The organism is Hymenobacter sp. BT188 (assembly GCF_014333585.1).
In the GTDB taxonomy this organism is placed as follows: domain Bacteria; phylum Bacteroidota; class Bacteroidia; order Cytophagales; family Hymenobacteraceae; genus Hymenobacter.
Genome location: NZ_JACSCW010000003.1, coordinates 783,995 through 796,872, shown reverse-complemented (window position 1 = coordinate 796,872; position 12,878 = coordinate 783,995). Strand labels below are relative to the sequence as shown.

The following is a 12,878-nucleotide window of genomic DNA, read 5'->3' as shown; positions in this document are numbered from 1 at the left end:
CGCACCGTTGCTTGTTTTCTTACTCTATGCTACTTGAACAACGTCAACTGACACAAACCACGCAGTTGGCTCTTCGCCCCCACGGGCTATATATCTGTCGGAAAGACCGGCGTGGATTGATTACGCTGGAAGTGGAGATGCCGTACGAGGAGGCGCTGCCTGTGCGCGTGGAGCGGCGGCGCAGCTTGCCTTCGCGGTGGCAGCTGCTAAGCGTACTATATGCCTGGATAATTTGTACGCAATACGCGCTCAAGCAGGCCGCGTCATGGTATGGGCTGGTGGCGCTGGGTGTCGGCTTGGGATTGGTGGCCTTGTATTGGTACGGCCACCGCAACTGGTGGAATCACTTTATCCTTAGCACTACCCACGCCCGCGTGGTGCTGGCCGACCGCCCCAATGAGCGCAAAGCCCTCTTCTCCTTCACCGAAGCCCTGGAGCAGCGCACCAAAGATTACCTGCGTGAGAACTATGGCAGTATTAACCCGCTGGGCTTGATTGAGCCGCAGCTACAGCGGCTGCGCTGGTTGCACAAGCTGGAAGTTCTTACCGATAAAGAAGCCCGCGCCCTCTCCACCCGCCTCACCGGCCGCATGGATAACTCGCCGTTACTGGGTATGGGCCAAGAACTGGAAGCGCCTTATGCTAATTGACACAAAAAAGCCCGCCAGAAGCACTTCTGGCGGGCTTTTTTGTGTCGCTGATTGATAGGTTACTATCGTCCTTCCAGCGCGGCGACACCGGGCAGCTCTTTGCCCTCCATATATTCTAGCAGCGCGCCGCCGCCAGTAGAAATATAGCTCACGCGGTCGGCGTAGCCCATCTGGTTGACGGCTGCGGCCGAGTCGCCGCCGCCGATGAGGCTAAAGGCGCCGTTGGCGGTAGCATCAGCAATAGCTGCGGCTACGAACTCAGTACCGGCCGAGAAGTTTGACATCTCAAACACACCCATTGGGCCATTCCAAAGGATAGTGCGGGACTGGCGAATGATGTTGGCGAAGTTTTCGCGCGACTCTGGACCGATATCCAAGCCCATCCAGCCGTTGGGAATGTGGTGATTTGGGGCCGTTTCTACGTTGGCGTCGTTGGCGAACCGGTCGGCGATGAGCGAATCGGTGGGTAGCACGAGGTTTACACCTTTCTCCTTGGCTTTTTGAATCAGGTGCAGGGCCAGATCGAGCTTGTCGGCTTCCAGCAAGGAGCCGCCAATGTTACCGCCTTCCGCTTTGGCGAAGGTATATGCCATGCCGCCGCCGATCAGCAGGTTGTCTACTTTATCCAGCAACTGCTCAATGAGTTGGATCTTATCCGAAATCTTCGCCCCGCCCATAATGGCGGTGAACGGACGCTCGGCTTTGGTGAGCACACGGTGGGCATTCTCCAGCTCGCTCTGCATCAGGTAGCCCGCAACGCGGTCTTGGGGGGCAAAATACTGGGCGGCCACGGCCGTGGAAGCATGGCGGCGGTGAGCGGCACCGAAAGCGTCATTCACATATACATCCCCCAGTTTAGCTAATTTCTCAGCGAAGGCAGTATCACCGGCTTCTTCTTCTTTGTAGAAACGCACGTTTTCGCAGAGCAGAATCTGGCCGGGTTGCAGCTCAGCGGCCATTTTAGCGGCGTCGGGGCTCATCACATCGTTTGCAAACAGTACCGGCGTACCGTATTCCTCCTGCAAGCGAGCTACGATGCTTTGCAGGGAGAATTTCTTTTCCGGACCCCCTTTGGGTCGGCCCAGGTGGGAAAGCAGGATGACACTGCCACCGTCGGCCAAAATCTTGCGAATAGTGGGTGTGGCGGCCCGGATGCGGGTGTCGTCGGTGATGTGCAGCTCGTCGTCGAGGGGCACGTTGAAATCGACGCGCACCAAGGCTCTTTTGCCGGCGAAGTTGTACTGATCGAGGGTTTGCATGAGTAGTTTGTAGGGTTTGGTAGGCCTTATACGGGACGAATGTAGTAGAAGCTTTGACGTGGTCGTGTTTCGCATCCGTTCTACTTTCCCCGTACCTTTGCGCTACGTATGAAAATAGGCATCTTCTTCGGCGGCCCGTCGCGTGAGCGGGAAATATCCTTTGCGGGCGGCCGCACTGTGTACGATAACCTGGACAAAGGCTTGTTTCAGGCCGTGCCCATCTTCGTGGACAGCCGGGGCAACTTCATTTTGCTCGACTGGCACTACATCTACAAAGGCACCATCCGGGACTTTTTCCCTCCTGTATCGGCCCTGCCGCCCTCCGAGCACCGTTTGCAGGTGTACTTGGAAAGCCTGGGCGAGCTAAGTCAGGAAGAACAAGACCGCATCATTGCCGAAGTCGGCCGGCGCGTGCAGCCGCATGAGCTGCGCGAACTGATGGACTTCGCTTTCCTCGCTTTGCACGGACCCGGCGGCGAAGACGGCGCTATTCAGGGCTTGCTGGAGTGGTACGGCATTCCGTATTCCGGCTCCGGCATTTTGCCCTCCGCGTTTGGTATTAATAAGATTGCCCAGAAAAAATTGCTGCACGCCCTGAACCGGCCCACGCCTGCTTTCCGCATCATCAGCACGGAAGAGTGGGACGCTGCTGATCCGGAAGCTACGCTTGAGTACTTGGTGCGCGAGTTGGGCTTGCCGCTCGTGTTTAAAGCCCCGCGCCAGGGTTCGAGCATTGGCGTTTCGATTTTACGGGAGAAAAATGCCTCCCAGTTTGTAGCTGCCGTCGAGCGCAGCCTTTTTCGTAAAACCCTGACGCGCAGCAAGTGGCAGGGCAAGAGCGACGAGCAGAAGCTTCTGTGGCTGCAGCAGCTCACCGATATTCGGGAAGGCATCGGGCTGCCAGTGGTGCTGGAAGTGAAAGGTGAACAAGGCGCAACTGATGTTGCTGCCACGCCTCAGGAGCCGCAACTCGTTTATCATCCTGAGAAGCTGCTGCACACGCTTAATGAGCAATTTGAAACCGTTGAGCAGGTGTTGCTTACCAATGTCGATGGCGAGTCGCAGGTATTGGTGGAGAGCTTCGTGGCGGGGCGCGAGTTTTCGTGCATCGTAGTAGAAGATCCAAATGGTGAGCCGCTGGCTTTGCCCCCCACCGAGATTGTGAAGGGCGAGGAGATGTTTGATTACCGCTCCAAGTACCTGCCCGGCTTGAGCCGTAAAATCACGCCCATCGACCTGCCAGAAGACAAGATTCAGGAAATCCGCGAGGCTTGCCAGGAAATGTTCCGCACGTTCGGCTTTCAGGTTTACGCCCGCCTAGACGGCTTCATTCAAGCCACCGATGGTAGCCTTTTCCTGAATGACCCGAACACCACGTCGGGCATGTTGCCAGCCTCTTTCTTCTTCCATCAGGCCGCCGAAATTGGTCTGAATCCTTCGCAGTTTCTAACGTATCTAATTCGCACCTCTCTGGCCGCGCGGCGCCGCGCAGGCATGCAGCCAGTGCGGCTGGGGGGCATTTTAGCGCAGCTAGATGCGGCTGTAGCCTCACGCCAGCAGCAGGAACGGCAGCGCACCAAAGTCGCCGTAATTATGGGGGGCTATTCTTCTGAGCGGCACATTTCGGTGGAGAGCGGACGCAATATTTACGAGAAGCTTAGCTCTTCGGTAAAATACGAGCCCATCCCAGTGTTTCTGACGGGCTCGGCGCAGGAGCACAAACTGTATGTGCTGCCTATCAACGTGATGCTTAAGGATAACGCCGACGACATCCGCGAAAAAATCGAGTACGCTGAAGCCGGCCACGAGCTGCACCCAGTGTTGGCCAAGATTCGTCGCGAAGCCGAGGCTATTACGGGCACCTACGCAGGTCAGCCTACGGCGCAACCACGGCGTATTTCCTTCGAGGAGTTGGCCCAGATGGTCGATGAGGTATTTATTGCCTTGCACGGCCGGCCCGGCGAGGATGGCGCTTTGCAAAGAGAGCTAGAGCAATTTGGCTTGCCCTACAATGGCTCCGGAGTTGAATCGAGCAGCGTTACCATCAACAAGTTCGAGACGAACCGCCGCCTGCGCGAAGCTGGTTTGCGCGTAGCTGAGCACCGCATGGCCAACCGCCTGGAGTGGCAGGCCGACGCCGAAACCTTCTACCGCTCACTGGAAACACAGTTTCACTACCCCTTCATCGCCAAGCCCGCCGACGATGGCTGCTCTTCGGCTGTGAAGAAAATCAAGAACCGGCAGGAGCTGGAAGCTTTTAGCCAGCTCATCTTCCGCGACCAAGAAGACTTGCTGCCCGATGCGGCCCGCACGCTGCACCTTGGCTTTAAAGAGGAATTCCCGCAGAAGGATGCCTTCCTGGTTGAAACCCTGATTATCCGCGACGGCGCCCAGCACTTCCTCGAAGTAACCGGCGGCCTGCTCACGCACTGGCGCTCCGATGGCACATTGAATATCGAGGTGTTCGAAGCGTCCGAAGCTCTGGCTACCGGCGAGGTGTTGAGCTTAGAAGAGAAGTTCCTAGCCGGCGAAGGACAGAACATCACACCCGCTCGCTACGCCCCCGACCCTGCCGAGCGGCAGCGCATATCGGAGGAAGTAAAGAAAGAGTTGCGCCGCGTAGCCGAGGTGCTAAATATTCAGGGTTACGCCCGCATTGATGCCTTCGTGCGGGTGCGCGAAACCGGTGCCGTAGAGGTAATTATTATCGAGGTGAACTCGTTACCTGGTATGACACCCGCTACTTGCATTTTCCACCAAACGGCGCTGAACGGCTACACGCCCTACGATTTCATCGACCGGATTCTGGAATTTGGCAAGGAGCGCCAGCGGAAGCTAGAGATAGAAGCGAAAAGCTAATTTGCGCCCTGCTTTCAAGTCAGCACATTAAAAACATAGCACATCAGCACACCACAATGGCTTTTCTTAAATCCGATACCCCACTCGACGTTCTAAAGCACTTGGTGGTAATTGGCTTGGCGGTGGCCTTGCTGCTGTTCGGCTTCTTCTTCGTGTATTTGCCCATGACTACCAATCACGGCGAAACCATCGTGGTACCGAAGGTGACCGGCATGCGGCAAAGCGACTTAGAAGACTACCTTGACGAGCGCAACCTGCGCTACTTCGTCGACGACTCCAGTTATAGCCCTAGCATTCCCGCTTACACGGTGCTCACGCAAGATCCGGCCCCAGGGCAACAGGTAAAGGAAGGCCGTAAGATCTACATTTCGGTGAGCATGAAAAACCCGCCGGTTATCAAAATGCCCAAGCTGACGGAAGGCTCTGTGAAGAATGCGCAGATGATTTTAGCGAGCTATGACCTAGTAGTAGGCGAAATCCAAAAGGTACCCGATCTGGCTCAGAATTCGGTATTGAAGCAACTGGTGAACGGCAAGGAAATAGCGCCAGGCTCACCCATTGCCAAAGGCACGCGCGTAGATTTAGTGGTAGGCGACGGTCAGGGAAATCAGGAGTTTCCGGTGCCCAATGTCATCAATATGCCTGCTGATGAGGCCTCTACCTTACTCGTGGGTCAGGGCTTGCAGGTAGGCGAAATTTTTTATCAGGCTGCTGAGGAAGGTCAGGTAGAAGGCACTATTGTTAGGCAACGCCCTGTAGCTGCGCCTGGTGCTACCATTCGCATGGGCCAGCTGGTCGATTTGTGGGTGGCAGGCAACGAGCCGTTGAAGGCGGTACAGTAAAAAGCTTTGGACGCTTCTTGCAAAATTTCTCTGATCCGCAGCCGTTTACCTTGCGTAAATTGCTGTCTATGATCTACCCGAAACTTCTACTAGTCTTATTCACGGTTGGCTTGCTGGTGCCTTTGACTGGACAGGCGCAAGGAGTTACGCCACTTGAGGCTGATCCCAGCCGCCAGTCTTCTATTCGTACGCCTCCGGTAGCCTGGCGCGGCACGGCGGTAATGTTGCCTTTATTTGATGATTTTGCCCCCCAGGGCGAGGCGTTACCTAACCCGCAGTTTTGGGAGCCAGGCGGGGGCACATTGGTGAATAACCGCTTTCCGGTAGCGCCACCCTCCAGGGGCGTGGTCACCTTCGACGGGCTTTCGGCTGCTGGGCAGCCTTATGGTAGCTCTTCGGCTTACAACGATACTGATACGCTCACCTCCCAGCCCATTGACTTGAGTGGGCTTTCGGCTGCTAGTGGCGTGTATTTAAGCTTTTTCTGGCAATCGGGTAGTATTGTGGGTCCGCCTAAGGCCAACACGGGGAGCCAGCCTGTGCGCCTGGAATTGGAAATGCTGGACAACACAGGCCTGTGGCAGCAAGTGTGGGTACAGCTGAGCACAGGAGCGCGCACCCATTTTCAGCAGCAGCTTATTGCCGTCGACCAGGCCCGATATCTGCATTCGGCTTTCCAGTTTCGGTTTCGGGCCACGGGCAACCTAGCCAACACCCGCGATGCTTGGAGCCTCGATTACATCCTGCTGAACCGGGGCCGTTCTGCCACCGATAACTCCTATCGCGACATTGCCACCAGTGCTCCGCTCACCAGCCTGCTGCGGCGCTTCGCGGCTATGCCCGTAGAGCAGTTTAACGCCAATGCAGCAGGAGAGCTAAACCCCAATACGTTTACAACCATCAATAATTTTGATGTGGGCCCCGCTCCTACGCCTATTGCTTGGAATGGCACCTTGCAGGTACTACCAACTGGCCCAAGAGCTACATTCTTAACCGGAAACAAGTCATTATCAGCAAGGCAGCAGCAGGACGTAATTGCGGGCGATGTACGCACTTCTCCCTTACCGAATACACCGGAGGCTAAGCGTATCACGCACCGCATTGCTATCCAAACCAACGAAACCAACCCGCTCACTATATCAAACGACACCATTTCGCGCGTTACGGAGCTAGCCGATTATTACGCGTACGATGATGGTTCAGCTGAAGCTACCGTAAGCTTGCCGGCGCTGTCTACGGGGCCCGCCAGCTATCTCGCCTACCGCTTCGACCTGAACCGCCCCGACCGGGTGCGGAGCGTGCGTATCTATCCGTCGCCAACGGGTGTCAGCCGCGTTATCACCATGAACGTGTGGGACCAGGACCCGCAAACTAAGTTGCCCACGGCCGAACCGAAAGCCTCTCAGACCTTTACTATTCCAGCCAACTTGCCAGCTGGTCAGGCATTCGTTGATATTGCTTTTCCCCAGCCTGTTAATGTGACCGGCACTTTTTATGTGGGCTATGGTCAGGCGTCACTAGGCTTTTTTATCCCATTTGGCATTGACCTGAACAGTACAGCCCCGGAAGGTTACTTGCTGACTAATGCGGCCAACGTCTGGACAGTAACCTCAACGACACCCGCGGGTGCGCCCCTGATTCGGCCGGTTATGGCGGGTAGCACGGTTACGGCTGGTGCCAATCCGGCCTTTGCTGCCAGCATCAGCGTTTATCCTAATCCGAGTGCTGGACTGGTGCGGGTGCAGGGCCGCTATCTGCGCGTGGTGGTGCTCGATGCTGTGGGTCGAATTGTTTGGGAACAACCGGAAGCACAAGCTGACCAGCTTGTGCTTGATTTACGAAATATGCCTTCTGGTGTATATATGGCGCGATTTTTACTTCCTCAAGGGCAGGTTGTTACGAAGCGATTAGCACTAAATTGATACGCTAGGACACTACAAAGAAAGGTTGCGCGATGGATGAGTTAAATTTTCTTCCTAAACTACGCTCCGAAACCCACGCCACTTTCCCACAAACAGTCCCCAATACTATGAGCGATATTACTTCCGAAGAGTTGAAGAAGCGGCAGGCCGCTGGTGAAAATCTGGTCATTCTGGATGTACGCGAAGGCTGGGAATACGAAGAATCGCGTATTGAAGGCAGCCAGCACATCCCACTGGGTTCTTTACCCCAGCGCGTGGATGAGTTGGAAGACTTTAAAGAAGGTGAAGTCATTGTACACTGTAAGGGTGGCAGCCGAGCCAACTCAGCCAAAGCTTTCTTAGCCCAAAATGGCTTTCGCAATGTGCGCAACCTGATTGGGGGCATCACAGCTTATCAGCAATAACAAGAATCCGAATAATCTCGGCTGAGTTTGTATTTAGTCATACGCATCAGTACCAAAAAGCCCCCCAGCCGACAATGAGCGATTGGGGGGCTTTTTGAAGCTAATGCTCTTCAATTTTAGGTGACTTTAAAATATTTATTTCTCATTATCAAATAGTTAAAAACAATTTGAGATATTTGGTTGTACACAATTTAATTGTACACGTATAAGTTGCAAAATCATTCTTAATCAATGACTAAGGAGGCAAGCGTATCACCCGAGTCTTTGCTAAAGCTGGAGAACCAGTTGTGCTTTCCGCTGTATGCGCTTTCCCGTTTGGTAACGAAGGCCTACCAGCCTTACCTCCAAGCTCTGGATCTCACGTACCCGCAATACCTTGTGCTGCTCGCGCTGTGGGAGCACCAGGAGCTTACTGTTAAGTCATTGGGAGATAAACTCTTGCTTGACTCCGGCACTCTTACTCCCTTACTCAAGCGCATGGAACAACGCCATCTGCTCAGTCGTACCCGTGACCCGCACGATGAGCGGTCGGTGCGCGTAGCGCTGTTGCCCGCCGGTCAGGATCTGCGCGCTAAATCCTGTGACGTTCCGCTGCATATGTTGCGCAAACTCCAACTTTCGCCAAGTGCGGCAGAGTCATTACGCACTCAGCTTCAACAACTTATTTCTGATCTCACTTAATGGCAAGTGAGTATTTTCCATTTCTAATACACTCATGAGTTACCAAAAACTGTACACCGCCAAAGCGAGAGCAACCGGTGGTCGCGATGGCCGCGCAATTTCCTCCGATAATGTAATTGACTTAGCCCTGACGACGCCCAAGGAAATGGGCGGCCCAGGTAAGGAAGGTGCCACCAACCCTGAGCAGCTATTTGCCGCCGGTTACGCAGCCTGCTTCGATAGCGCCCTCAACCTTGTGGCTCGTTTCGAAAAGCAGGCTATTGCGGGCAGCTCCGTAGCCGCCGATGTCAGCCTCGGCCACGTAGGCGACAAATACGACATTGCCGTAGATCTGCACGTGAATATTCCTGGCTTAGAGCAAGCACACGCCGAAGACCTGGTAGCCAAAGCGCACCAGATCTGCCCTTACTCGCGTGCTACTCGCGGCAATATTGAAGTAAACCTGACGACGACTACGCACGCTTAAGTGCTTGTTACATGAAAAGAGGGCGCAGCCAATTGGCTGCGCCCTCTTTTCATGTGCTGATGTTACGCCCGCAGTTTTCCATTCGGCTCATACTGAAGCACGCGTGTATCAACGAGTTCGCGCAGCAGCTGGGTTACGGTTTCAGCCTGTTGGGGGGCAAATTGGGTGAGTAGCTCGCGTGGTGTCTGGGGGGCTTTTTGCAACAATTCTACTAGTTGCGTGCGCAAGACAGGACTAGGCGCAGCGGGTTGCTGAGCCTTCTTTTTGGCCAGGCAAAAGTCGCAGACGCGGCAGGCAGGCGCATCCATCTCCCCAAAATATTCCAGCAATAACTGCTGCCGGCACCGGCCCCCAATGCTGTACTGAATGACGGCTTCCGTCTGGTGCTGAGCCAATTCGCGCGCAGCGCGCAGGGCCGGCTGATTTAGTGAGAGCTTATCTACGTCGTGGCGTGGGGTGGTGAACAGGGCCTGGGGGGCATTATGCTGGGGCTGGTACTGAAGTATGCCCGAGCGATGCAAAAACAGCAGCATTTTGCGCACCTCCACCACGCTCAGGCGCAGGTGCTGGGCTAGGCTGTTCTCGGATATTTTCTGGAAGCCCGCAAAGATTTCGCCCCCATTTAGCCGCAGCAATGATTTGATCAGCTTATCGTGGGTCGCGTTGGCTACCTGAAAGCGGTACAGGTCGTTGTGGTCAATGGGAATGTGCACGCGGGCCGGGTTATTGACGGCTTCATTTATCTGCACCAACCCTTGGCGGGCTAATGCTTTCAATGCGTTATGCGCATCAAGCGCTTTAATGCGGTAGGTTTCGGCAAACTGCTGAATGTCAAAGTCGAAGGCCACCAATTCACCGCCACCCACGGCAGTGCGCGAAAAGTTAGCCAAGGCCTGATACACGCGTCGCACGGTATCCAGGGGCGGATGAGCCAGCTCGGCGCGGCGGCGCTGGTCGGCGGCTTCGTTGGGGCCGGCGAGCAGCACGGCAAAGGCATACCTCTCGTCGCGGCCGGCGCGGCCAGCTTCCTGGTAATAGGCTTCCAGCGTATCAGGCGCATCGAGGTGCACAACGAGGCGCACGTCGGGCTTGTCGATACCCATCCCGAAGGCGTTGGTAGCCACGATTACGCGGGTTTTATTCTGCATCCATTCCTGCTGAGTGCGGTGGCGCTGTTCGCTGGGCAGGCCCGCGTGGTAGGCCGCCGCCGACACTTTATGGTGCTGCAAAAACGCTGCTGCATCTTCCACTTGCCTCCGCGTGCGCCCATACACAATGGCCGTTTTGTCGGAGCCTACGCCGCGCAGCACTTCCTGCAAGCGCCGCAGCTTGTCCTCGGTTTGCAAAACGGAATACGAAAGGTTTGGCCGGGCGAAGCTTTGCTGGAAAACCTGGTGATTGGTGCCAAACCGCAACCGTTCGATGATATCTGCTTTCACCGGCTTAGTAGCCGTAGCCGTAAGAGCAATGACCGGCACGTTGGGCAGCAGCTCACGCAATTCGGCAATCTGCAAATAAGGCGGCCGGAAATCGTAGCCCCACTGCGAGAGGCAGTGCGCCTCATCCACGGCCAGCAGATTCACCTTCATCTTGGCCACCCGCACCCGAAATATCTCCGTCAGCAGCCGCTCCGGCGACACGTACAGAAACTTTACCGGCCCGTACACGCAGTTATCCAGGGTCTGGTCGATTTCCTGGTGGCTCATGCCCGCGTACACTGCTTCAGCCTTGATGCCCCGCGCCCGCAGCTGCTCCACCTGATCCTTCATCAAGGCGATCAGCGGCGACACCACCACACAAATTCCCTCCCGCGCCAACGCTGGCACCTGAAAGCACACGCTTTTGCCCCCTCCAGTGGGCAACAATGCCAGCGTATCCTGTCCCGCCAGCACCGACCGAATAATACCCTCCTGCAACGGCCGAAAAGCCGTGTGGCCCCAGTGCTGGCGCAGCAAGTGGAGGATGTCGTCGGTGGGTAAAGGCAAGGGTATAAAGTGCAGGTAGAAGAGCGAAGATACGGCTGGCACGTGGGAAATTGAGTCAAATCAGTTGTGAGCTTACTTCTATTCAATCGTTCTTTTGCTCTCAGTTGACTTGTTATATTGAACTGGTGAACAGCTAAAGAAGCTTCTTATTTTCACATTTAATGCTGAGCATATTAACTATAAAACCTCCACGGCGAAGCCTACAAACAAATCATCTTTAATCTGAACAGGTATTATATAATTCTAATAAATAATATAATATTATTGAAATCGAAAAGATAACTCTGTATATTCAGCAGTCGATTGACCATCCCACATCGCTATATAGAGATGATACCAACTTGCCTCCACACTGGCAGTAAGCAGATATCACAGAGCAACAATGCCCTGTTCTACTGATTAAAAGAGACCCTTGGCTGCAATGCCAACGCTGGCAAGAGGGATAAAGTCATCCCCCTTAAAGACCCTGAAGTTTCCTGCATTCAATAATCAATTTAGAGCTGCTTTATAGCGAGCAGGAAAATCTATGCCCTTTGGTTATCCAGATATTTAAAGCAGGTTTTATGAAAAAGACTGTCACATGGCGGATGGGCCTACTAGTACCCATTCTAGTACCCATTGCGCTACTTTTCGCAGGCTGTGATTTATTAGAGGACACGCCTAAGTGCGTAAACCACGCGGTTGCACCTGTCACCACTTTCGCCACCGGCCTGAATAATCCCCGCGGTTTAAAATTTGGCCCCGATGGCAATCTTTACGTAGCTGAGGGAGGTACAGGGGGAACCAATTCCACGATAGGTCAATGTGTACAAGTAACTGGCCCAGTGGGACCTTACACAGGCAGCCCGACTGGAGGGCGCGTTTCTAAAATCAGCTCTGCTGGCATCCGTACAACTCTTACCGATAGGTTCCCATCCAGTAATGCCCAGGCAGAAATTGGGGGAGACGTTCAAGGTGTCGCGGATGTGGCCTTCATTGGTAATACAATGTATGCCCTCATTTCCGGAGCCGGCTGTTCGCATGGCGTTACATCCATGCCGAACGGAGTTGTTAGAATAAATACCGATGGATCATTTACACAGATTGCCGACATAAGTGCGTTTCTAATGGCCAATCCTGTTCAAATTCCACATGAGGGTGGTGGATTTGAACCTGATGGAGTGCCGTATAGTATGATCAGTGTCGGTGGTGATCTTTATGTCATAGAGCCCAACCAGGATCAGATGCTCAAGGTGACCACCAGTGGCACCGTCAGTCGTGTCATTGACATCTCAGCCAAGTTAAATAAGCACATTACCCCAACAGTAGTAGCATCACGGGGAGGCAATTTTTATGTCAGCAATTTGGGGCTATTCCCAATTGTTCAAGGTAGCTCTAGTATTTATCAGGTTACCCCAAGTGGCGAAATAAATGTTTATGCAACTGGGTTTACAACAGTTCTGGGTATTGTTTTCGATAAACAGGGCCGGCTGTATGTGCTGGAGAATACCATAGGCAATCCCTTTCCAACGCCTGGCACTGGTAGAGTTGTACGCATCAACCCATCAGGAAGCAGGGAAACTATCACATCGGGGCTTACTTTGCCTACCGGCCTAACGATAGGACCAGATAATAAGCTTTACGTTTCCAATGTCGGCTTTAGCCCAGCAGCAGCGGGCGGCGGCCAAGTGCTTCAAATTGATATTACTACCTGCAATAGCTTGTTTGGCAGAACGCTTTAATCTCTAAAGCAAGCTAAACAGTTTATCTCATTCTTAGACCAATCAACAAAAAAGCCCGGCTCCAAATGGAACCGGGCTTTTTGTATATA

At 54.1% G+C, this 12,878-nt stretch carries 10 protein-coding genes; 8 read left to right on the top strand and 2 right to left on the bottom strand.

Annotation, left to right across the window (positions count from 1 at the left end):
* Positions 1 to 26 precede the first annotated feature (26 nt).
* Complete coding sequence (locus H8B13_RS11540) at positions 27 to 650, top strand: hypothetical protein (protein ID WP_187310926.1); 624 nt, start codon at positions 27 to 29, stop codon at positions 648 to 650.
* Positions 651 to 712: 62 nt separating this feature from the next.
* Here H8B13_RS11540 and H8B13_RS11535 read toward each other — a convergent pair whose 3' ends face one another.
* Positions 713 to 1,909: a phosphoglycerate kinase gene (locus tag H8B13_RS11535; protein WP_187310925.1), complete on the bottom strand. Its 1,197-nt coding sequence runs from the start codon at positions 1,907 to 1,909 to the stop codon at positions 713 to 715.
* A 108-nt stretch (positions 1,910 to 2,017) separates the two neighbouring features.
* Between H8B13_RS11535 and H8B13_RS11530 the strand changes: the two genes are divergently transcribed.
* The 6 genes from H8B13_RS11530 (at position 2,018) to H8B13_RS11505 (ending at position 9,083) form a co-directional block, all read left to right on the top strand.
* Entirely contained in the window at positions 2,018 to 4,768 is a 2,751-nt protein-coding gene (locus tag H8B13_RS11530) for a D-alanine--D-alanine ligase (RefSeq protein ID WP_187310924.1), read from the top strand.
* Between the two features lie 56 nt (positions 4,769 to 4,824).
* The gene (locus tag H8B13_RS11525; protein WP_187310923.1) at positions 4,825 to 5,610 is read left to right on the top strand and encodes a PASTA domain-containing protein; all 786 of its coding nucleotides are present in this window, start codon (positions 4,825 to 4,827) and stop codon (positions 5,608 to 5,610) included.
* A gap of 68 nt (positions 5,611 to 5,678) precedes the next feature.
* Positions 5,679 to 7,532 carry a T9SS type A sorting domain-containing protein gene (locus tag H8B13_RS11520; RefSeq protein WP_187310922.1) on the top strand — a complete coding sequence of 618 codons (1,854 nt, stop codon included), beginning with the start codon at positions 5,679 to 5,681 and terminating at the stop codon, positions 7,530 to 7,532.
* A gap of 107 nt (positions 7,533 to 7,639) precedes the next feature.
* Positions 7,640 to 7,936 (top strand): rhodanese-like domain-containing protein, encoded by a 297-nt coding sequence (locus tag H8B13_RS11515; RefSeq protein ID WP_187310921.1) that lies wholly within the window; start codon positions 7,640 to 7,642, stop codon positions 7,934 to 7,936.
* 231 nt (positions 7,937 to 8,167) lie between these two features.
* Positions 8,168 to 8,617, top strand: coding sequence for a MarR family winged helix-turn-helix transcriptional regulator (locus H8B13_RS11510; RefSeq protein WP_187310920.1), 450 nt, complete (start codon positions 8,168 to 8,170; stop codon positions 8,615 to 8,617).
* A 34-nt stretch (positions 8,618 to 8,651) separates the two neighbouring features.
* Positions 8,652 to 9,083: an organic hydroperoxide resistance protein gene (locus H8B13_RS11505; RefSeq protein ID WP_187310919.1), complete on the top strand. Its 432-nt coding sequence runs from the start codon at positions 8,652 to 8,654 to the stop codon at positions 9,081 to 9,083.
* Between the two features lie 62 nt (positions 9,084 to 9,145).
* Here the strand turns inward: H8B13_RS11505 and H8B13_RS11500 are convergent, their stop codons facing one another.
* The gene (locus H8B13_RS11500) at positions 9,146 to 11,110 is read right to left on the bottom strand and encodes an ATP-dependent DNA helicase RecQ (protein ID WP_315985131.1); all 1,965 of its coding nucleotides are present in this window, start codon (positions 11,108 to 11,110) and stop codon (positions 9,146 to 9,148) included.
* Between the two features lie 521 nt (positions 11,111 to 11,631).
* On the opposite strand from H8B13_RS11500, the gene H8B13_RS11495 reads away from it, so the two are divergent.
* Positions 11,632 to 12,789: a ScyD/ScyE family protein gene (locus tag H8B13_RS11495; protein WP_222841400.1), complete on the top strand. Its 1,158-nt coding sequence runs from the start codon at positions 11,632 to 11,634 to the stop codon at positions 12,787 to 12,789.
* The last annotated feature ends 89 nt before the right edge of the window (positions 12,790 to 12,878 follow it).